The organism is Halorubrum sp. B52 (assembly GCF_059752555.1).
This window is the reverse complement of record NZ_MWTG01000009.1, coordinates 756,653-777,665: the sequence shown is the minus strand read 5'-3', so window position 1 is coordinate 777,665 and position 21,013 is coordinate 756,653. Positions and strand designations below refer to the sequence as shown.

The 21,013-nt window shown below is 70.8% G+C and carries 19 protein-coding genes and 1 tRNA gene; 6 read left to right on the top strand and 14 right to left on the bottom strand.

Annotated elements, in window-relative coordinates:
- Window positions 1-3: 3 nt before the first annotated feature.
- On the bottom strand, window positions 4-603 hold the full coding sequence (locus B4V04_RS12455; protein ID WP_498232070.1) for a PadR family transcriptional regulator: 600 nt from the start codon (window positions 601-603) through the stop codon (window positions 4-6).
- Between the two features lie 151 nt (window positions 604-754).
- Here B4V04_RS12455 and B4V04_RS12450 point away from each other — a divergent pair, with 151 nt between their 5' ends.
- From B4V04_RS12450 to B4V04_RS12435, 4 genes are all read left to right on the top strand, one after another.
- A complete protein-coding gene (locus tag B4V04_RS12450; protein WP_498232068.1) occupies window positions 755-2,392 on the top strand; it encodes a heme-binding protein in 1,638 nt (545 codons plus the stop codon).
- Window positions 2,393-2,459: 67 nt separating this feature from the next.
- Entirely contained in the window at window positions 2,460-2,924 is a 465-nt protein-coding gene (locus B4V04_RS12445; protein WP_498232066.1) for a universal stress protein, read from the top strand.
- 112 nt (window positions 2,925-3,036) lie between these two features.
- Window positions 3,037-4,329 carry a DHH family phosphoesterase gene (locus B4V04_RS12440; protein WP_498232064.1) on the top strand — a complete coding sequence of 431 codons (1,293 nt, stop codon included), beginning with the start codon at window positions 3,037-3,039 and terminating at the stop codon, window positions 4,327-4,329.
- 65 nt (window positions 4,330-4,394) lie between these two features.
- Window positions 4,395-5,369 (top strand): carbohydrate kinase family protein, encoded by a 975-nt coding sequence (locus tag B4V04_RS12435; RefSeq protein ID WP_498232062.1) that lies wholly within the window; start codon window positions 4,395-4,397, stop codon window positions 5,367-5,369.
- Between the two features lie 49 nt (window positions 5,370-5,418).
- Here B4V04_RS12435 and B4V04_RS12430 read toward each other — a convergent pair whose 3' ends face one another.
- Together B4V04_RS12430 and B4V04_RS12425 are read right to left on the bottom strand one after the other, a co-directional pair.
- Window positions 5,419-6,012 (bottom strand): DUF7411 family protein, encoded by a 594-nt coding sequence (locus B4V04_RS12430; protein ID WP_498232060.1) that lies wholly within the window; start codon window positions 6,010-6,012, stop codon window positions 5,419-5,421.
- Complete coding sequence (locus B4V04_RS12425; protein ID WP_144797189.1) at window positions 6,013-6,363, bottom strand: DNA-binding protein; 351 nt, start codon at window positions 6,361-6,363, stop codon at window positions 6,013-6,015.
- Window positions 6,364-6,522: 159 nt separating this feature from the next.
- Between B4V04_RS12425 and B4V04_RS12420 the strand changes: the two genes are divergently transcribed.
- On the top strand, window positions 6,523-7,629 hold the full coding sequence (locus B4V04_RS12420) for a 60S ribosomal export protein NMD3 (protein ID WP_498232058.1): 1,107 nt from the start codon (window positions 6,523-6,525) through the stop codon (window positions 7,627-7,629).
- Window positions 7,630-7,772: 143 nt separating this feature from the next.
- Here the strand turns inward: B4V04_RS12420 and B4V04_RS12415 are convergent, their stop codons facing one another.
- Window positions 7,773-7,964 carry a DUF7317 family protein gene (locus tag B4V04_RS12415; RefSeq protein ID WP_498232056.1) on the bottom strand — a complete coding sequence of 64 codons (192 nt, stop codon included), beginning with the start codon at window positions 7,962-7,964 and terminating at the stop codon, window positions 7,773-7,775.
- A gap of 316 nt (window positions 7,965-8,280) precedes the next feature.
- Window positions 8,281-10,176 carry a helicase C-terminal domain-containing protein gene (locus B4V04_RS12410; RefSeq protein ID WP_498232054.1) on the bottom strand — a complete coding sequence of 632 codons (1,896 nt, stop codon included), beginning with the start codon at window positions 10,174-10,176 and terminating at the stop codon, window positions 8,281-8,283.
- Between the two features lie 105 nt (window positions 10,177-10,281).
- Here B4V04_RS12410 and B4V04_RS12405 point away from each other — a divergent pair, with 105 nt between their 5' ends.
- Entirely contained in the window at window positions 10,282-12,327 is a 2,046-nt protein-coding gene (locus B4V04_RS12405; protein ID WP_498232053.1) for an AMP-dependent synthetase/ligase, read from the top strand.
- 57 nt (window positions 12,328-12,384) lie between these two features.
- Here B4V04_RS12405 and B4V04_RS12400 read toward each other — a convergent pair whose 3' ends face one another.
- The 9 genes from B4V04_RS12400 to sucC form a co-directional block, all read right to left on the bottom strand.
- On the bottom strand, window positions 12,385-12,564 hold the full coding sequence (locus tag B4V04_RS12400) for a DUF7511 domain-containing protein (protein WP_498232051.1): 180 nt from the start codon (window positions 12,562-12,564) through the stop codon (window positions 12,385-12,387).
- 100 nt (window positions 12,565-12,664) lie between these two features.
- Entirely contained in the window at window positions 12,665-14,005 is a 1,341-nt protein-coding gene (locus B4V04_RS12395; RefSeq protein ID WP_498232049.1) for a tRNA (N(6)-L-threonylcarbamoyladenosine(37)-C(2))-methylthiotransferase, read from the bottom strand.
- A 165-nt stretch (window positions 14,006-14,170) separates the two neighbouring features.
- A tRNA-Ser gene (locus B4V04_RS12390) sits at window positions 14,171-14,254 on the bottom strand.
- Window positions 14,255-14,336: 82 nt separating this feature from the next.
- The gene (locus tag B4V04_RS12385) at window positions 14,337-14,744 is read right to left on the bottom strand and encodes a DUF2267 domain-containing protein (RefSeq protein ID WP_498232047.1); all 408 of its coding nucleotides are present in this window, start codon (window positions 14,742-14,744) and stop codon (window positions 14,337-14,339) included.
- Window positions 14,745-14,881: 137 nt separating this feature from the next.
- On the bottom strand, window positions 14,882-15,553 hold the full coding sequence (gene deoC / locus B4V04_RS12380) for a deoxyribose-phosphate aldolase (protein WP_498232045.1): 672 nt from the start codon (window positions 15,551-15,553) through the stop codon (window positions 14,882-14,884).
- Between the two features lie 207 nt (window positions 15,554-15,760).
- Window positions 15,761-16,078 carry an ArsR family transcriptional regulator gene (locus tag B4V04_RS12375; protein ID WP_498232043.1) on the bottom strand — a complete coding sequence of 106 codons (318 nt, stop codon included), beginning with the start codon at window positions 16,076-16,078 and terminating at the stop codon, window positions 15,761-15,763.
- Window positions 16,079-16,214: 136 nt separating this feature from the next.
- Window positions 16,215-18,803 (bottom strand): hybrid sensor histidine kinase/response regulator, encoded by a 2,589-nt coding sequence (locus tag B4V04_RS12370; protein ID WP_498232041.1) that lies wholly within the window; start codon window positions 18,801-18,803, stop codon window positions 16,215-16,217.
- Window positions 18,804-18,902: 99 nt separating this feature from the next.
- Window positions 18,903-19,772 (bottom strand): succinate--CoA ligase subunit alpha, encoded by an 870-nt coding sequence (sucD, locus tag B4V04_RS12365; RefSeq protein WP_144797205.1) that lies wholly within the window; start codon window positions 19,770-19,772, stop codon window positions 18,903-18,905.
- The gene (gene sucC / locus B4V04_RS12360; RefSeq protein ID WP_498232039.1) at window positions 19,769-20,914 is read right to left on the bottom strand and encodes an ADP-forming succinate--CoA ligase subunit beta; all 1,146 of its coding nucleotides are present in this window, start codon (window positions 20,912-20,914) and stop codon (window positions 19,769-19,771) included. The genes sucD and sucC overlap by 4 nt, the downstream gene beginning before the upstream one ends.
- Window positions 20,915-21,013 lie beyond the last annotated feature (99 nt).

The following is a 21,013-nucleotide window of genomic DNA, read 5'->3' as shown; positions in this document are numbered from 1 at the left end:
GCCTCAGTCGGTGCGACCGGTGGCGTCGCCGTCGGGTGGAGCGTCGTCGCCGTCGGGTGGAGCGTCGCCGCCGTCGGGAGCCGCGTCGCTCTCGGCGGTTCCTCCCTCCGCGTAGAACGCCTCCGGCGCGGCGTCGATCCGCTCGAACTCGCCGAAGTCGCGCTCGTGGTGGCGGATCGTCTGCTCGACGATCCACGCGCTGTAGCGCTCTGAGTACGCCCAGTCGCCGTCGGCGTCGTCGACCTCGAACCGGTCGTCGGTCGCGAGCGCGGCGTACAGGTGATAGAAGCCGAGGACGACGTCGCCGAACTCCTTCGCCTCCGCGCCGATCTCGCGGCGCTTCTCGGCCAGTTCCTCGCGGCCCGCGTCGGTGAGGGCGAAGTACTTCCGGTCGGGCTCGTCGGCGCGCTCGACGCGCTCGGCGACGCCCTCCTCCTCGAACTTGTAGAGGATCGGGTAGACGGAGCCGTACGAGGGCTCCCAGTGGCCGCCGCTGATCGCGGTGATCTCGCCTAACAGCTCGTATCCGTAGCGCGGGCGCTCGTCGAGCAGCTCCAACACGAGGTACGAGATCAGCCCCTTCGGCGGCCCGCTCTTGCGCATCGTCGACACGTTTCCGGGATCGTCGTGAAAGCGTTTCGGTCGCGACAACCGGGAGCGCGGCGGCGAGGCGGCGCGTCGCCGGACCGCCCGGCTCCGGACCGTCGCGGCCGCGACCCGCAAGCCCCTAAGTAGCGGGGCCCCAAGCCGAGGTATGGTCGAGGCACCACAGACCGAGGAGGGGTGGTTCGCGCTGCACGACTTCCGGTCTATCGACTGGGACGCGTGGCGCGACGCCCCCGAGCGGGAGCGACGACGGGCGATCGAGGAGGGGAAGGCCTTCCTGAAACACCGCGAGCTCGTCGCCGACGCCGACGAGGGCGACTCCGGCCTGTTCTCGGTGCTCGGACACAAGGCCGACCTCCTGTTCGTCCACTTCCGGCCGACGCTCGACGACCTCTCGTCGATCGAGCGCCGGTTCGAGGACACCGCGCTCGCGAACTTCACCGAGCGGACGACCTCGTACGTCTCGGTCACCGAGGTCTCCGGCTACGTCTCCGACGCGTACTTCGAGGAGGGGCCGGAGGCGGTCGACGCCGGTCTCCGCCGGTACATCGAGGGGAAGCTGACCCCGGAGATCCCGGACGACGAGTACGTCTGCTTCTACCCGATGAGCAAGCGCCGCGGCGAGGAGTACAACTGGTACGACCTCTCCTTCGAGGACCGCGCGGAGCTCATGGCCGGCCACGGCGAGGTCGGCAAGGAGTACGCCGGGAAGATCAAGCAGGTGATCGCCTCCTCGGTCGGCCTCGACGACCACGAGTGGGGCGTCACGCTGTTCGGGTCGGACCCGACCGACATCAAGGACATCGTCTACGAGATGCGGTTCGACCCCGCCTCATCGCGGTACGGCGAGTTCGAGGAGTTCTACATCGGGCGGCGGTTCCCGCCGGCCGACCTGGGCGCGTACCTCGCGGGCGAGACGGTGCCCACGGGCGACGCCGACCGGGAGGGCGAGCACGGCCACGGCGAGGGGGGACACGGCGGCGCTCACGGCGAGAGCGACCACCACGGCGACGAGAGCCGCGGGAGCCGCGGCGGGGGCCACGACCACGCGAGCGCCGGCGGCGGCTCCGCGCACGGCGACCACCCGCACGGCGAGGAGGAGGCGGGCGGCGATGGCGACCACCCGCACGGCGATGAGGAGGCGGGCGGCGATGGCGACCACCCGCACGGCGATGAGGAGGCGGGCGGCGAGGGCGTCTCCGACGAGGAGATCCGCGGCGAGCTCGCGGACCTCGACATTTACGCCGGGAAGCCGCACGGCGAGGACGTGTACGCGACCGTGCTGTACAGCGAGGCCGACGTCGACGAGCTGTTCGACGAGGTCGAGGGGCTCCGCGGCAACTTCGACCACTACGGCACCCACGTGAAGACGGCGGTGTACGAGGGCCGGCACACCGACCGGTCCGCGGTCGTCTCGATCTGGGACACGGCCTCCGCCGCCGAGACCGCGGCCGGCTTCCTCTCGGAGCTCCCGGACGTCGTCGCCCGCGCCGGCGAGGAGTCCGGCTTCGGCACGATGGGGATGTTCTACACCGTCAAGCCGGACTACCGCGAGGAGTTCGGCGACACGTTCGACGAGGTCGGCGAGATCCTCGCGGAGATGGACGGCCACGTCGAGACCGACCTCATGACCAACGTCGAGGACGAGAACGACATGTTCATCGCCAGCCAGTGGGAGGCGAAGGAGGACGCGATGACGTTCTTCGGCTCCGACGAGTTCCGCGAGACGGTCGAGTGGGGCCGCGAGGTGCTCGCCGACCGGCCGCGGCACGTCTTCCTCGCCTGATTCCCGAGGGAAACCGTTCCGCGGTCGACCGCCTGTTTTTAACTATCGCCTCGGCGAACGGAGTCGTATGTTCGACACGATCGTGGTCGCGACCGACGGTTCCGACAGCGTGCGGCGGGCCGTCGACGTCGCGGTCGACATCGCCGCCCGCTTCGAGGCCGAGGTTCACGCCGTCTACGTCGTCGACAAGGGGGAGGTCGAGTCCACGCCCGACGAGGTCCGCGAGGACCTCCGCGCCGCGCTCGACGACCACGGCGAGTCGGCGCTCGAAGCGGTCGCCGACGCCGCGGCGGAGCGCGACCCCGGCATCGACGTCACGGCCGAGGTGCGCGAGGGGCGACCGGCCGCCGAGATCTCGGGGTACGCGCGCGACGTCGACGCCGACGTCGTCGCGATGGGCACCCGCGGCCGCCACGGGGAGAACCGGTTCCTCATCGGCTCCGTCGCGGAGCGCGTCGTGCGCACCTGTCCGATCCCCGTGCTCACCGTCCGTCAGCTCACCGACGAGGACCCGCGGCGAACGACGATCTGAGGGACGCACGCGGCGGGACGGCGGCACGGGCGAGGTGACCAGTACGGGAGGGGTGATCCGACGCGCACCGGGAGAACGGCGGAGTTTTCCCGCTCCCGCCCGGCCCGACGGTATGGACGACGAGCTCATCGACGAGGCGGGGATCCCCCGCTCGCGGTACACGCGGCTGCCCGGCAAGGGCTTCTTCTACCCGGACTCGCTGGACGAGGAGCGCGCCGAGCGGCGGGCCAAGGAGGCGATCGAGGGGAGCGAGGCGGTCGTGATCGCCGACGGCGACGCCGACGGGCTCGCCTGCGCGGCGATGGTCCGAGAGGCGTACGACGCCACCCTCGACGTCGCCGACTTCGAGGCCGCCATCGCGGCGCGGCTCGCGGGCGGGGACGACAGAGAGGAGGCGGGCGAAGACGCGGAGGAGGCGGACGAAGACGCGGAGGAGGTCACCGACGACGACGCCGACGACCCCACCGCCGACGCCCACGCGCGTTCGCCGGTCGGACTGGTCGCGGCGGGGCCGTACTCGCTCGACACCTCGCTCGAGCGCGTGCTCGCGTACGCCGACGCCGACGTCGATCTGTTCGTCTGCGACCTCTGTCCCGACGACTACGAGTGGATCGCGGAGCCGCTGGAGGCGCTCGCGGCGGAGGTCGCCTCGATCCGGTGGTTCGACCACCACCAGTGGGACGACGAGACGGCCGCAGCGGTCCGAGAGCTCGGCGTCGACCTCGTGATCGGCGAGTCCGACGAGGAGTGCACCGCCGACGTGGCGCTGCGCTCGCTCGACCACGCGTTCGACGACCGGTGGGCCGAGCTGGCGGCCGTGACGCGCGACCACGACCTCTGGATCAAGGAGGACCCGCGCTCGGACGACCTCGCCGACTACTCCTACTGGGCCGGGAGCGAGGAGTACGCGACGGTCGTCGGCGCGTACGGCGCCGACCTCCCGGAGACCGTCGAGGCGTTCGTCGCCGACCGTCGCGTCGAGAAGGAGGCGCGGATCGACGCCGCCGTCGACCGCGCGGTCACCCACGAGGTCGGCGAGTGGACCGTCGCGGTGACGTACGGGCGCTGCTCGCAGAACGAGGTCGCGGAGGCCCTCCGCGAGGCGGGCGCGGACGCCGCCGTGATCGTCAAGCCGGCCGGCTCCGCGTCGATCCGCGGCTCGGAGGAGTTCCGGCACGCCCACGAGGTCGCCGGGAAGGTGAACGGCGGCGGCCACCCGCAGGCCGCCGGCTGCAAGCCGGACATCTACGACGACATGCTCGACTACGCCCAGCACTGGACGACCGAGGGCCAGGCCTGCAAGCGGGTCATCCTCGCCGCCTTCGAGGCGGTCGCCGAGGAGGTCGCGGCGGCGGAGGGCGACGCGGACGGGCCCGACGCGGACGGAACTGACGCCGACGAGTAGGGTATCACCGAGCGAACAGGGGCGAACCGCACACTTTCATGTCGCCCGGCGCCCCCGTCTCTCGCATGGCGGAGATCCTCGTGGCCGGCGAAACGCTGATCGACTTCCTCCCCGGGCCGGGGGAGACGCTCCGCGACGTGGACGGCTTCTCGCACCGGCCGGGCGGCGCGCCGGCCAACGTCGCGGTCGGGCTCTCCCGGCTCGGCGCGCCGCCGGCGTTCTGGACTCGGCTCGGCGGCGACCCGTTCGGAGATTTCCTGCGCGAGGCGCTCGTCGACGAGGGCGTGTCGCCGGCGCGGTTCGAACGCGTCGACGGCAACACCACGCTCGCGGTCGTCTCGCCGCCCGGCGTCGGCGGTCGGCGCTTCCGCTTTTACGGCTCCGGCGACGTCACGTTCGGCTTCGAGCCCAGCTCGGTCCCCGAAGACGCGCTGGCGTCGGCCTCGTGGGTCCACCTCGGCGGCGTCGCCCTGACGCACTCCGACGGCCGGGAAGCGATGCGCGAACTGGCCGCGGCCGCCGGCGAACGCGGCTGTACGGTGTCGTTCGACGTCAACTACCGCGAGGACCTCGTGCCGGACGGCGAGCGCGAGGCCGTCGTCGACGCGGTCCGCGGGATCGTCGCCGACAGCGACGTGGTCTTCGCCAGCGACGAGGACGTGGACGCGACGGGGCTCTCCTCGAAGGAGGGCGAGGCGCTCGGTCGCGACCTGCTGGCGCTCGGCCCCCACACCGCCGTCGTCACGCTCGGAGAGTCCGGCGCGGTCGTCACGAGTTCGGCGGCGGCGCCGTGGGGCGAGCGGACCGCCCGCCACGCCGGCTTCGCGGTCGAGGCCGTCGACGCCACCGGCGCCGGCGACGCGTTCACCGCCGGGCTGATCGCGCGGCTCGCCGAGGGAGGCTCGGGCGCCGATACCGACCTCGACGACGCGGTCGCGTTCGCCAACGCGACGGCCGCGCTCTCGGTCCGAGAGCGCGGCGGAATGACGGCGCTCCCCCCGAGAGAGGGCGTGAAGTCGTTCCTCGACGAGCGGCGGTAGGGAGGTCCGGTCGGCTTCGGCGGAAGAACGGCGCGAACCCGGCGCCGACCTAGTCGTTCCGGCCGTGGACGTACGTCTGGTCGTGGTCCGGGAACACGTCGTCGACGGTGTCCTCGCCGTGCTCCTCCGCGATGAGGGTCCGGATCTCGCCCTCGTAGTCGGCCTTCGGCACCTCCTCGCTCGGCCCCTGTTGGACGTCGAACGTCTCCTCGACGAGCCGGTCGACGGCGTGGCGGCCGAACCCCGACAGCGGGGAGATGTAGTCGACCCCGTGGCGGTCCTCTAAGCTCTGCGCCTGCGCGCGGGAGACCGTCGGCACCCGGTCGTCACGGCGGGTGCCGTCGGCGATCGCGTCGACGTCGCGGCTCGCGATCGCCTCCAGGGCGTGCTCGTGGACGCGCTGGATCCCGTTGCGGGGGTAGCCGTCCTCGAGCATGGTCTCGGCCGCCTCCTCGGCGACCGCGCGGTCCAGTTCGACGCGCTCGAAGGGGAACCCGAGCTCCGCGGCCGCCCGCTCGGCGTGCTCCCAGTCGTCGGTAAGCCCGAAGCTGCCGGTGACGCAGCGCACGTCGTAGAACCGGTCGAGCAGGTGGGCGGCGAGCGAGGAGTCCTTCCCCCCGCTGTACAGGAGCGCGAGCTCCATCTATCGCCGCCTGATGTCGAAGCTCTGCTGGTCGGGCTGCAGCTCCTTCAGGAGGTCGCGCATCTGGTCCTCGTCGATACGCCCCTGAATCCGGCCGCTCTGGGCGAGCGCCGCGACCTGCTGTTTCACCTTCTCGCCGAACTCCGGCTTCGACATCTCGACCGCGTTGAGCCGTTGGCGCGCGCCGTCGGTCAGGTACTGCTTGAGAACGGCTTCCTGCTGGGCGTCGGCGCGCTCCTGCGCCTCGCGCTGGGCCTCGGCGTCGCCGCCGCCCTGCTGCTGCTCGCGGAGCTCCTCCATCTTCTTCTCTCGCAGTTCCTCCAGTCGTTCGTCGTCGGGGTTCTCGCTCATACGAGGGCCTTCACGGTCCGCGCGAAAAACGATTTCGGAGGCCGCGGTGGCGACCGCGGGGCGTCGGACGCCCCGAACGGCCGCGACGGCTGGCGGGGGAGGACCGCCCGCGCCGGCGGTCCGCGCCGCTTAAACGGCTCCTCGGCGTAGCCGCCGGCAATGAGCGAGTCGCGGGAGTTCTGTCCGCGGTGCGGCGATCCGGTCCCGGAGCGGCGCGAGCCGCTCCCCGGCGAGCCGCGCGGCCGAGACGCGCTGTTATGTGACGACTGCTACTTCGAGGACTTCGACCTCGTCGACGCGCCCGACCGGATCGAGGTGCTGGTCTGCTCCGGCTGCGGCGCGGTCCGGCGGGGCGAGTCGTGGCGCGACGTCGGCGCGCGCGACTACACCGACGTCGCCGTCGACGAGGTGGCGGAGGCGCTCGGCGTCCACGTCGACGCCACGGACGTCGAGTGGGGCGTCGAGCCCGAGCAGGTCGACGAGAACAACGTCCGGATGCACTGCCGCTTCTCGGGCGTCGTCCGCGGGACGCTCCGCTCCGCGGAGGTCACCGTCCCGGTGAAGATATCGCGCGGGACCTGCGACCGCTGCGGGCGGATCGCGGGCGGCTACTACGCCGGCACCGTGCAGGTGCGCGCGGACGAGCGCGACCTGACGCCCGCGGAGCGCGCCGAGGCGCTCGACATCGCCGAGTCGTACGTCGCGGCCCAGGAGGCCGACGGCGACCGCGAGGCGTTCATCACGGAGGTGAAAGAGACCGACGACGGCCCGGACGTGAAGCTCTCCTCGAACCGGCTCGCGCAGAACGTCGCGACCCGGATCACCGACGCGCTCGGCGGGAGCTTCGAGTCGTACCCGACGCTCGTCACCGAGGACGGCGACGGCAACGAGGTGTACCGGGTGACGTTCGCGGTCCGCCTCCCCCGGTACGCCGAGGGCGAGGTCATCGACCCGGAAGACGGCGACGGTCCCGTGCTCGTCACGGGCGTCTCCGGGCGCCTGCAGGGGGTCAGACTCGCCACGGGCGAGGCGTACGTCTCGGAGTTCGAGGACGCGGAGGCGCCGGACGCGACCCGCCTCGGGACGAGGGAGGACGCCGCGGAGACGACGGTGGTGACGGTCGAAGACGAGAACGCGATCCAGGTGCTCGACCCGGTCACCTACGAGGCCAAGACGGTGCCGAACCCCGACTTCGTCGACGGCGACGCCGACAGCGTGCTCGCGTTCGAACACGAGGGCGACGTGCACCTCGTCCCGGAGGAGTAGGGCGCCGTCGCGGAGAGGTCAGTCCGGGCGTCGTCGCGGAGGGACGCGGTCTCGGCGCCGACGGTCGCGACGCTGTGCGTGCGGGTAAGCGAGGAGACGGCGGCGGGGACAGTCCGCCGTCGAGGAGAGGGAGGTGGTCGCGTTCAGTCGGCGCGAGCGGTCGACTCGTTCCCGAGGGCGGCGGCGCGCTCCGACTCGGCCACGTCGATCCCGCGGCGCTCGAGCTGATCGACGAACTCGGCCTCGCTGAGGCCCGCCTGTGCGGCCGCCTGAGGGAGTGTCAGCGTTCGCGCACCGTACAGCGTCAGCGCACTCGAGAGGCCCTTCGTTGCCATACCTACAGTAGACCCGTGTAGGTTTATGAAGGTTACTAATTGATTGAAGTTCCTGATACACCTTATACGATATATATTGACGATCGATCAGACCGGCGGCGTATAATCACTACCGAGGACGGCCCGCAGGAATTATGCCGCTCTGCGGCGCAGGTGGGGTATGAACAGACAACAGATATTCGCGCTGTTCTTCGCGTTCCTCATGGTGAGCTCCATGGCCGCCTGGGGAATCTCGCTGATTTAAGCGGGGTTCGCGCGATCCGGCGGTCTCGTATCCGGCGCCGCTCGGCGGCGAAACGCGGCTCGAGCCCCCGCCTCAGCCGTCGCCCCAGACGTCGGAGAGCGGGTGATCCCGACGCTGCTCCGCGTCCGCCTCGGAGCGCGTGCGCGTCGTCTCACCCCCGTCGCCGGACGCGCTGGCCTCGCCCGACGGTCCCGCCCCCGAGCCGCCGCTCCGTGATCTCCCGGTCCCGTCGGGCCCGTCGCCGTCGACGCCGCCCGGTCGGCTCCGCGCAGCTCGAGAGGGGCCGGACGGCTCGGCGTCGATGCCGGCGAGCGCGGCCGCGGGGTCGAAGTCTGGCAGATCGGGGGTCGTCATCGCGTCGATCTGGTCGCGGAACCACGGCGGCGTGTCGGCGCTCGCGCGGTCGAAGAGGTCCAACAGGGAGTCGTCCGCGAGGTACGTCGCGCCGTAGTCGTCGGGCGCGCGGACGACGCGGCCGCACGCCTGAATGACGGTCCGCAGCGCGGTGCGGTGGTACCACGCCCACTGGTCGTCGGCGAGCCGGCGTGCGACGCGGGAGTCGTTCGTGTTGCGGTACGGCGCCTTACACACCACCTGCCAGCGGCAGAGGTCGCCTTTCAGGTCCAGCGCCTCCTCCATCTTCACGGAGACGAACACCTCGGGGTCGTCGCTCGCCTTCCACGCCGACAGCTCCGCGTCGCGGTTCTCCCGTCCGTGCCGTCTGACCCGCGCGGCGACGCCGAACTCGCCCAGCAGCTCGGTGATCCGCCCGGCGATGTCGTAGGAGTGCGCGTGGATCAGCCCCTTCTCGTTCGGGTGTTCGGCCATCAGCCGGACGATCAGGCGAGCGATCTTCGGCACCGTCTCGTCGCGGTGCTCGTACGTCATCGACCCCCGCGTCACGTCGTACAGCGGGCGGTGCTCCAGCGGGAAGGTGTGCTCGACGTCGACGAGGGCGACGTTCGACGGGTCGAGCCCGATCCCGCGACAGAACGCCTCCTTCGAGAGGATGGTGGCGGAGAGGAGCGCGAACCGGTTCCCGCGGTCCCACACCGTGTGCCGGAGGTAGCGGGCGGGGTCCAGCGGCTTGATCGCGAGCGGCGACCCCTCTCCGCCGGACTGGTCGACGACCCACGTCGTCGGCGAGTCGAGGTCCCGGTAGTCCTCGAGGAACCAGCCGAGCTCGCTTATCAGCTCCCCGAGGCGGTCGCGGCGCGCGACCTCCTCGCGGTCGAGCTCGGGCCGGCCCGTCAGCTCGTCTTTCGCGCGCTTCGCGACGTCGCGGAGGGAGGCGACGAAGCGGGCGGTGCGGTCGAGCGCGTCCTCCTCGGGACCGGCGTCGGCTTCCACGTCCGGAACGCTCACGTCGTCCCAGACGGGGACGCGCTCGGGCGAGAGCTCGATCGTCGCGTACATCTCCGCCCACTCGGCGAGCCCGTGCGCCTCGTCGATGACGACGACGTCGCGCTTGCGGAACACGTCGGAGCCCGCGGTGCGCATGAAGTAGGCTAACGTCAATGCGGCGTACCGGTTCCCGGAGGCGATCGCGCGGTCGGAGAAGTACGGGCACCGGTGTTTCACGGAGCAGTCGAACCCCTGCTGCCTGACGCACGGAGCCCGGTTGACCGGCGTGTCGTGCTCGCCGGGGAGGATGCAGTCGTAGTTCGACTTCCCGCGGATCACCGCCAGGTCGTCGAGGAGGTCGTCCGCCTCGACGTCGTCGATCTGCGACACCTGCGGCGTCGTGTAGTAGGCGCCCGTCGCCTCGCTCGGCGACGTCTCCTCGACGGTGGCGGCCGCGCCCATCACGGCCCGCGCGAGCAGCGACTTCCCGCTCCCCGTCGGCGCGCGCACGAGGACGACCTCGTTGCCGGCGGCGAACGCGTCGCGGATGTCGGCGAGCGCCCGCTCCTGCGCGCCGCGGAAGCTCGGGGCGGGGAACTCGGCGGGGATCCGATCGGGGTCCACAGGGGTCCCTCGCGCCCTCCCGGGATTAAACCCTCGCGTTCCGACCGATCGGGTAAACTCAAAACTACCCGATCGTTTATACTGTTCGGGCGGGTCGAAGGCGGTATGCACTGGCAGGAGGCGGAACGTGAGTTCGCGGACGACGTCGTCGCCCGGGAGACGCTCCCGCGCACGTTCGAGCGGTCGGCCGAGCGCAACGCCGACCGGACCGCCCAGCGGTACAAGGGGGGGATCTACGACCGCTCGCTGGTGACCGAGGGCGTCCTCCCGGCGGCGCCCGACGGCGAGTACGCCGACGTCACCTACGCGGAGATGCGCGGCGTCGTGCGGCGCCTCGCCGCGGGATTCCGCGAGGTCGGCGTCGACGGCGACGCCCGTGTCGCCCTCTACGCGCAGACGCGGATGGAGTGGGCCCAGACAGACTTCGCGGCGCTGGCCGCGGGCGGGGTCGTGACGACCGTCTACGCCTCCTCCTCGCCCGATCAGGTCCGGTACCTGCTGGAGGACCCCGGCGCGACCGTCGTCGTCGTCGAGGACCGCGACCTCTTGGACGAGGTGCTCGCCGTCGCCGGCGACCTCTCGCGGCCCCTCGACGCGATCGTCTCGTTCGACGACGTGGAGACGACCGATCTGGATCTGGACGACTCCTCCCTCACCGCCGACGACGTGTACACCCTCGGCGAGCTCCACGCGCTCGGCGCAGAGGCGTTCGACGCGGAGGCCTACGAGGGGTGGCTCGACGCGGTCGACGTCGGCGACCTCGCCAGCCTCATCTACACCTCCGGGACGACCGGGAAGCCGAAGGGCGTCCGACTCACGCACGCGAACTTCCGCGACAACGTCACGCAGTGTTACCGCCGCTTCGCGGACCGCCCGGACCGCGACCCCGACGTGCCGGGGATCTCGGCCGAGTCGACGACGCTCTCCTTCCTCCCGCTCGCGCACGTCTTCGAGCGCATGGCGGGCCACTACATGATGTTCGCGGCGGGCGCGACGGTCGGGTACGCCGAGAGCCCGGACACCCTCCGCGAGGACTTCGGGCTCGTGCGGCCGACGACGACCACGAGCGTCCCGCGCGTCTACGAGAAGCTGTACGACGCGATCCGCGAGCAGGCCGGCGAGTCGCCGGTGAAAGAGCGGATCTTCGAGTGGGCGGTCGAGGTGGGGCGAACCCATCACGGGGCGGACGACCCCGGCGTCCTGCTCGACGCGAAGCGCGCGGTCGCCGACCGGCTCGTCTTCTCGTCGGTCCGGGAGGCGATCGGCGGCAACGTCGACTTCTTCATCTCTGGCGGCGGGTCGCTGTCGGCCGAACTGTGTGCGCTGTACCACGCGATGGACCTCCCCATCTTGGAGGGGTACGGGCTCACGGAGACGTCGCCGGTGATCAGCGTCAACCCCCCCGAGGCGCCGAAGGTCGGCACCATCGGCCCGCCGGTCGTCGACACCGAGATCGCGATCGACGGCGGGGTCGTCGGCGAGGAGGCCGCCGACCTCGACGGCGACGTCGGGGAGCTGCTCGTTCGCGGCCCGCAGGTGACCGACGGCTACTGGAACCGGCCGGAGGCGACCGCGGAGGCGTTCGTCGACGCCGGTGGCCTCCCCGACGACGCGACCGTCGCGGGCACGCCGCCCGAGGAGCGCGACGGCGACCCGGACGAGCCGTGGTTCCGCACGGGCGACATCGTCCAGCTCCGACCGGACGGGTACGTGGCCTTCCGCGAGCGCGCCAAGCAGCTGCTCGTGCTCTCGACCGGCAAGAACGTCGCGCCCGGTCCGATCGAGGACCGCTTCGCGGCGAACGAGTTCGTCGAGCAGTGCGTCGTGCTCGGCGACGGGCGCAAGTTCGTCTCCGCGCTCATCGTCCCGAACTTCGAGAGAATGGAGTCGTGGGCGGAGACGCGCGGGATCGACCTCCCCGACGACCGCGGGGCGATCTGTCGCGACGATCGGGTCCGCGAGCGCATCGAGGAGGAAGTCGACCGCGTGAACGAGGAGTTCGAGTCCTACGAGCGGATCAAGCAGTTCCGCCTCGTCGAAGAGGAGTTCTCCGCGGAGAACGACCTGCTCACGCCGACGATGAAGAAGAAGCGGCGGAACATCTTAGACCGCTTCGCCGACGAGGTTGAACTGATCTACAGGGAGGCGTAGACGGCGTTCCGACGGCGGCGGGGCGGCCGAGGGATCGACGCGACGGGTGCCGCCGTCTCAGCGCCACATGGCGAGCGAGACGTACGCGCCGCGGCTCGCCGTCATCCACTCCGTGGTCTGTTTTCCCTCGGCGGGATACTCCGGGTGGAGGGTACACTCGTCGGGGCGGCCCTCGTACCGCGCGAACGTCGCCTTGATCGTCTCCCCGCGGCCGTGGGAGTCCTCGCTCTGTTTCATCGCTGGTTCCGCATGCGGCCCATCCGGGTATGATTATGCGCGTCCTAACGGGGTCGAGTCGCTCGTTTCGACCGAGACGTGCGGAGGGGTCCGGCGACGGTCACGCCGACGACGCGACCGACTCCGCGGGGTCGTCCTCGACGTCGGCGTCGTCGCCTTCGGCGGTTTCTCGGTCGTCGACGGCGCCCTCGTTGACCGGGTCGCCGAACGCGTAGACGGTGTTGTGTCCGGTCACCTCGACCGTCAGGAAGTCGCCCACGTCGACGCCGCGCTCGGTCGCGTTCTGCACGATTATCTGGCGGTACGCGTTGTCGCGGCACTTCACGGAGTCGCCGGTGCCTTCCTCGACGACGAGGACCTCGTAGCGCTCGCCGACCATCGACTCGTACGCCTCGCCGACGACGTCCATCTTCAGCTCCGACATCGCCTTCGAGCGCTCCTTCTTGACGGTCCCGCCGAGCCCCTTCATGTCGGCGGCGTCGGTGCCGGGACGCTTCGAGAAGCGGGTGACGTTGATCTTCTCCGGACGGACCTCGGCGAGCAGGTCCATCGACAGCTCGTGGTCGGCCTCGTCCTCGGTCGGGAAGCCGACGATGAAGTCGGTCGAGAGCGTCCAGTGGTCGAGCCGGTCGTCGAACGTCTCGACGACCTCGCGGAACTTGTCGACGCGGTGTTGCCGGCGCATCTCCTCGAGGACGTCGTCGGAGCCGGACTGGACCGGCGCGTGGATGAAGTCGTACAGCTCCTCGTTCTCGGCGAACACGTTGGCGAGCTCCTCGTGGATCCCGTGGATGCCGCCGGGGTTCGCCATCCCGAGCCGGACTCGGAACTCGCCGTCGATGTCGCAGATGCGGTCGAGCAGCTCCGGGAGCTTGCGCTCGCCGTCGTCCCAGCCGTAGACGCCGGTGTCCTGTCCCGTGACGCGGATCTCCTTCGCGCCGGCGTGGACCAGCGCGCGGGCCTTCTCGACGTTCTCCTCGACCGGCGGGGAGTCGACCCGCCCGGTCGCGAACTTCGTGATGCAGTACGAGCAGTTGCTCATGCAGCCGCGGGCGATGGGGAGGAGCCCGACGACGCCGTCTAAGACCGGCTCGGCGTCGGGGGTGGTCGTCGGGCACTCGCCGTTGAGCGCGTACGTCGGCACCTCGTCCCAGTGGAGGATCTCGGCGTCGACGCCGGCCTCGCGGAAGGCGTCGCCCTGCGCGAGCGCCATGCAGCCGGTGACGACGAGGTCGGCCGTCGTCTCCTGGAGCTCCTCGGCGCGGCGGAGCATGTTCCGTTCCGTCTTCTCGACGACCGTACAGGTGTTGAGGATGGCGACGTCGGCGTCTTCGGGTCCGTCGGCCGGGCGGTGACCGCCGTCGCGGAGCGCGCGCTCTATCTCCCGGCTCTCACCCCGGTTCGAACTACAGCCGTAGGTTTCGATGTGGTACGTCGCCATCGAGTGGGTTCACTACCGGTCCCGCGGGCAAAAACGCGACGGATCGGAGCCGTGCGCGTGGAAGCGGTCGGAGTCGGATTCGAACCACGGTCGCTCCCTATCGGTCGCTCTCTGATTCGAATCCCCGCACGACACGCCCGCGGCGCGGCGTGCGCCGCGTGCGTACGGTGGGAGCGGGATTCGAACCCGCGAGGCCTTTCGGCCACCTGCTTTCCAAGCAGGCACGTTCGTCCACTCCGTCATCCCACCGGGCGAACGGTCCTGGCCGACTCCGACGAACCGCGAACGCGTTCCGGTGCTCCGCGGCGGACGAAGCGAGCGTCGGCTCGCCTCAGTGCTCCTCGTCGACGACCTCGAAGAGACTCCCCCAGTTTTCGGTGTCGTCGCTTTCGGGAAGCATGTCCCTGAGCTGGTGGAAGTCCGACTCGGGGACCTGCGACCGGACGACGTCCATGATGACCCGGGCGTGATACGCCGCGTCGGCCGGCTCCGCGCGCTCGATCTCACTCACCCGCTCGACGAACTCCTGCCAGTCGAAGCGCTGGCCGTGTTCGTGGACCGCGCCGGTCAGGTACCACTTGATCTCGAGGGGCAGCGAGGCGGCGAGGTCCTCCGCGTTCCCCTCGGGAATCCGCTGTCCGAGCGTCATGAGCGTCGCCCGGATCGCCCGTACCGTCTCCCCCGTCCCGGGCAGTTCGAGTCGGTGCTGTACTTCGCCGGTGAATTCGTCGAAGTTCATGAGCGAGGGTACGCACCGCGAGAATGTCAATGTACCTGAAGGATCTCATCACCCGGCAACGATCCACCGGCCCGCCCTCGCCGGTAGGCGTCCGATCGCCCCCGGCTCCGGTGGGCCGTCGGACGGTGGCCGCCGTGCTACTGCGTCGTTTCGTAGATCTCCACGCCCGAGGAGGCGCCGATCCGACTCGCTCCTGCGGCCACCATTTCGAGCGCCTCCTCGAAGGTGGATATCCCGCCCGAGGCCTTGATCTCGGTGCCCGGACCGACGGCGTCTCGGATCGCGGTTATCTCGTCGATATCCGTCGGCCCGTCGTACCCGACGGCGGTCTTGACGAAGTCGGCACCGCCCTCTTCGACGAGCGCGGCGGCCCGCCGTATCTCGGACGGCGTCAGGGTGGGCGACTCGATGATACATTTCAGCGTCGTCTCTCCGACCGCGTCTCTGACCGCCTCGACGTCCTCGACGACGAACTCGTGATCGCCGTTCGCGAACGCGGTTCTGTTCATGACCATGTCGAACTCGTCGACGTGCTCGCGGAGCGCTTCGACTTCGCTTCGCTTGGCCGCCGAGTTCTGTATCCCGTAGGGGAACCCGATCACCGCGACGACGTTCGCGTCCCCGTCGAGCAGTTCACTCGCGAGCGCCGCGTGGTACGGAACGACGACGGCCGAGCAGAACCCGTATTCGAGCACCTCCTCGCAGAGGGTCCGGATCGCCGCTTCGGTCGCCGTCGGGTCGACGTTCGTGTGGTCGATTATCGACGCGATCCGCTCGGGGTCGTCTCGGAGTGTTGTCTCCAATGACATGTCTTCCCCTTGTGTCCGAGCCGATAAGTATGTCTGCCGCTCGAAACGTGTCGGCACGCCGTCGTTCCGTCGAGGGGATCGAACCGCCTCGATACGCGGTCCGGATCGGTCGTACCACTGCGTCCAGAAACAGATACACGCACGTCGGTCGATCGGGCCGAACCGGTCCCGGACGGCGGTCCCACTGCGGCCCCTTTCGAGGTCGGTCTAGTCCTCGGCGACCGCGGCCGCCGTGGGCGCGTCGGCGTCGGGGTCCGAGCCGGCCTCCGGCTCGGCCGCCTCCGAGCGTTCCGACTCGGGGACCGGCGCGTACACCGACCGGCGGGCGTCGCGGGGGCAGAGGCCCTCCTCGACGAGCCCGACCTCGGTGAGCTTCTCGACCGCGAACCGCACGGTCCGGGTGGAGAGGCGGGTCTCCTCGGCGAGCCCGGTCTGGTCGAACCGGCCCTCCTCGTCGAGAACGTAGTAGACCAGTTTGGCGCTCGGCGGGAGCGGCTCGAGCAGCTCGCGGGCACTGTCGTCCATACGTAACGGACACGGGCGAGTCGGTCATAATCGTGGCCCGAGTGTGTGCTCCGGTCGCACAGCTCCCCGTCATTTTATATACGATAGCGAGTCGACGCGGCGGTCGAGAGGGTGCGCGGTCGGCGGCGGAGTCCCCCTACCCGTCCGTGCGGAACCCGAACCGCGCGCCGTCGGCGTCGTCGATCGAGAGCGTCCACCCGTGTGCGGCCGCGATCTCGCGGACGATCGCGAGCCCGAAGCCGGTCCCGTGCGGGTCGTTGGAGACCCCGTACTCGACCGCCTCGTCGGGGTCGACGTCGAACCCCTCGCCGTCGTCGGCGACGTAGAACCCGTCCGCGAGCGCGCCGACCGTCACGGTGACGCCCGATCCGTCGCCGGGAGCGCCGTGCTCCATACTATTCGTGAACAGGTTCTCCAACAGCGTGCGGAGGCGCTCGGGGTCGGCGTCCACCGCGACCGCCTCGTCGGGGGCGTCCAGCGCCGCGCCGGCGGTGTCGACGGTGCGCCACGCCTCCGCCGCCGCCTCGGCGAGGTCGACCGACTCCAGCTCGTCTACCGTCCGTCCCTGCCGCGCCAGCGCGAGGAGGTCGTCGATGAGCTCCTCCATCCGCTCGTGGGCGTCGGCGACCCGGTCGAGCTCGGCGAGCGCGTCCGCGCCGTCGACGAGTCCGCGCGCGATCTCGAGCCGCCCGGCCGCGACGTTGAGCGGATTCCGGAGGTCGTGGGAGACGAGCCCGGCGAACTTCTCCAGTCGGTCGATCTCGCGCTGGAGCGCGGCGTCGCGGGTCCGGAGCTGCGCCGTGCGCTCGGCCCCGTCGAGCGCGACGGTGACGTTGGCCGCCAACACCCGCGCCAGCTGGATCGCCGTGTCGTCGAAGAACCCCGGCTCGCGGGAGCCGAGCGGCATCACGCCGTGGTCGCCGAGCGGGACGACGAGCAGGCTCCGCAGGTCGCCGTAGCCGACGACGGTGTCGACGGCGTCGAGGTCGTCGACGACGATCGGCTCGCCGCGGTCGAACGCCTCCCAGATCCGGCCGTCGCCCGGACCGAACGCGGGGCGCTCGCCGAGCGCGGCGGTCGCCTCCTGGCTGATCGCGGTCGGCGCCAGCTCCCCCGCGTCGGGGTCGTACAGCCGGACCGCGCTGTTCGGGAACTCCAGGATGTCGATGGCCGCGCGCGTCGCGAGCGCGGCGATCTCCTCGCGACCCTCCCCGCGGAACATCTCGCGGGTCGTCTCGTGGAGGTTCCGGAGGGTCCGCTCGACCCGCTTCTGCTCGCCGATGTCGGCGTAGACGCTGTAGATGACCGTCTCGTCGCCGCGACGGACGGGGATCACGTGCAGGATGAAGTCCCTGAGCCCGTCGGTCGTCCGGCGACGCACCTCGAGCCGGGGGATCTCGTCCCCCTCGAGGACCGTCCCGGGATCGTGTCGGTCCGCGCCCTCCGGGATGATCGCGTCCCGGATCTCGCAGTAGCCGTGGTCGGCCGCCGAGTAGCCGAACGTCCGTTCGAACGCCTCGTTCGTGGCGTCGAGGCGCCGACCGCCGCCCCCCAGCGCCACCGTCCTAGCCGCCGGCAGCGGGAGGTCGTCGAACAGCGCCGTCAGCCGGTCGCGCTCGGCCCGCAGCGCGTTCTCCGTCTCGATCTGTTCGATCGCGTCGGCGGCGTGGGCGGCCAGCAGCTCCGCGAACTCGGCGTCCCCCTCGTCGAACGCGGCGTAGCCGTCGGAGACGGCCTGCAACACGCCGTACGACCCGATCGGAACGCTGATCGCCGAGCGGATGTCGTCGGCGACCGGATCGGCGACCGAGCTGCCGTCGGCCTGTTCGGCGTCGCCGGTCCGGTCGGCGTCGCCGGTCCGGTCGGCGTCGCCGGTCCGATCGGCACCGCCGACCCGGCCGCTATCGCGGCGTTCGGCTCCCGGCGAGTCGCAGTTCTCCGGGTCCTCCAGCTGGTCCGGGTCGGCCGGGTCGACGCTGACGTTGTCGACGACCATCGTCCGCTCCTCGGCCGCCGTGGTGCCGACGACCCCCTCGCCGAGCTCGAACGCGCGGACCTCGTCGTCCGTGACGCTCTCCGAGAGCGCCGCGGGGACGAGCAGGTCGCCCTCGCGGCGGGCCGTGACGCACCGGTCGAACTCGAGGATGCCCTCCGCGGCGACGACGGTCCGCTCGAACACGTCGGCGACGCGCTCGCAGGCGGCGACCTCCGTCGCGAACTCGTGGAGCGCCGTCACCTTCTCGTTCACCTCGCGGAGGTCCCGCTCGACCCGTCGGCGTTCCAGCGCGTTCCTGACGCTGTTCGCGAGCATCTCGTACCGGTCCCGACCGGAGCCCTTCTGGAGGTAGTCGGTCACGCCGGCGGAGATCGCCTCGCTGGCGATCTCCTCGGAGCCCTTCCCGGTGAACAGCACGAACGGGATCCCGGGGTCGACCGCGCGGACGTCGGTGAGCAGTTCGAGCCCGTCGCTTCCGGGCATGTCGAAGTCGCTGACGACGCAGTCGACGCGCTCCGTCTCGACCGCCGCGAGCGCGTCCTCCGGGGCGGTGTACGTCACCGTCTCGATCCCGTCGAGCAGCCGTTCGACGTGGATCGCCGCGAGGTCGGCGGCGCCGGGCTCGTCGTCGACGAAGAGCACCCGTCGCGGCCCCCCGCCGGCCGGGTCCGATCCGCGGAAGGCGTCGGCGGCGGGACCGTCGACGGCGTCTCCGGGAGCGGTGTCCATGGGTACCTCTCACACCACCGGTAATTTTAGCTTACGCTCCGATGGTCAAGACTGAGAACCGGAGCGGCGGCGGTCGCGGTCGGTCCGCTCCGTCGCCGCCTACAGGAAGTCCTCGACGTGGTCGGCGACCTCCTCGGGGGTGTCGCCGACGGGGACGCCCGCGTCGTTGAGCGCGTCGATCTTCGACTGCGCCGTGCCCGTGCCGGAGCCGGAGACGATGGCGCCCGCGTGGCCCATCCGCTTGCCCGGCGGCGCCGTGCGCCCGGCGATGAAGCCGGCGACCGGCGTGTCCATGTGCTCGCCGATGAAGCGGGCGGCCTGCTCCTCGTCCTCCCCGCCGATCTCGCCGCACATCACGACGGCGTCGGTCTCGCTGTCGGCCTCGAACGCCTCGAGGGCGTCGATGAAGGAGGTCCCGATGATCGGGTCGCCGCCGATCCCGATGGCGGTCGTCTGGCCGATCCCGCGCTCGGTGAGGTTGTCGACGACCTGGTAGGTGAGCGTGCCGGAGCGAGAGACGAGCCCCACGTTGCCGTCGGCGAAGATGTTCCCCGGCAGGATGCCGAGCTTCGCCTCGCCGGGCGTGATGATCCCCGGACAGTTCGGGCCGAGCAGCCGCGTGTCGACCTCGCTCAGGCGCTTGTTCACCTTCGCCATGTCCTGGGTCGGGATCCCCTCGGTGATCGCGACGGCTAAGTCGAGGTCGGTGTCGAGCGCCTCGAAGATCGCGTCGCCCGCGAACGCCGGCGGGACGAAGACGACGGACGCGTCAGCGTCCTCCTCCTCGACGGCCTCGTCCACGGTGTCGTAGACGGGGACGCCGGCGACCTCCTGGCCGCCCTTGCCGGGCACCGCGCCGGCGACGACGTTGGTGCCGTACTCGATCATCTGGCCGGCGTGGAACTTCCCCTCCCCGCCGGTGATCCCCTGCACAACCACCCTGGTGTCGTCGTCGACGAAAATGCTCATTGGGTCACCTCCTCCGCGTTCTTCACCGCGCGCTGGACCGCCGCTTCCAGCGTCTCCTCGACCTCGATCAGGTCGGTGTTCAGGATCTCCATCCCCTCCTCGGCGTTGGTGCCGGCGAGCCGGACGACGACCGGCTTCGGGATCTCGTCGAACTCCGCGAGCGCCTCGTTGATCCCCTTGGCGACCTCGTCGCCGCGGGTGATCCCGCCGAAGATGTTGAACACGACGCTGTCGACGTTGGGGTCGGAAAAGACCATGTCGAGAGCCTGCGTGACGCGCTCGGCCTTCGCGCCGCCGCCGATGTCGAGGAAGTTGGCGGGCTTCCCGCCGTAGTAGTCGACCAGGTCGAGCGTCGTCATCACGAGCCCGGCGCCGTTGCCGATGATGCCGACGTTGCCCGAGAGGCGGACGTAGTCGAAGCCGTACTCGCCGGCCTTCCGTTCGAGGTCGTCCTCGTAGGACGCCTCGGCCATCTCCGCGAGGTCGGGCTGGCGGAACAGCGCGTCCTCGTCGATGTTCATCACGGCGTCGGCCGCGACCACGTCGCGGTCGCCGGTGATCATGACCGGGTTGACCTCGATCTCGGAGGCGTCGTTCGCCTCGTAGAGGTCGTACAGCGTCGAGAGTATCGACGCGACGTCGAGCGCGACGTCGGCGTCGACGCCGGCCTCGTAGACGACCTTGCGGGCCTGGTACGGGTGGAGGCCGAACGCGGGGTCGACGTGCTCGCGCGCGATGGCGTCGGGGTTCTCCTCGGCGACCTCCTCGATGTTCACGCCGCCCTCGGTCGACACCATCAGGACCGGCTCGCCCGCGCCGCGGTCCATCGTGACGCCGACGTACAGCTCGTCCACGAAGTCGACGCCGGCCTCGACGAGCACGGAGTCGACGGTGTACCCCTTGAGGTCCATCCCGAGGATCTCCTCGGCGTACTGCTCGGCCTCCTCGCGGTCGGTCGCGATCTTGATCCCGCCGGCCTTGCCGCGGCCGCCGACGTGGACCTGCGCCTTGATCGCGGCCGGGTAGCCGATCTCGTCGACGGCGTCGAGCGCCTCGTCGACGGTCGTCGCGAGCCGGGAGTCCGGGACCGGGATCCCGGCGTCCGCGAAGATAGTCTTCGCCTGATGTTCGTGTAGCTTCATCCGTCTCGAACGGGGACCGACGGCGGCTTAAATGGTGCCGATCCGCCGCGAGCGGCGCGCGGAGCGCCGCCCCGGAGAGGGCGGGCGATCGGAGCGGAC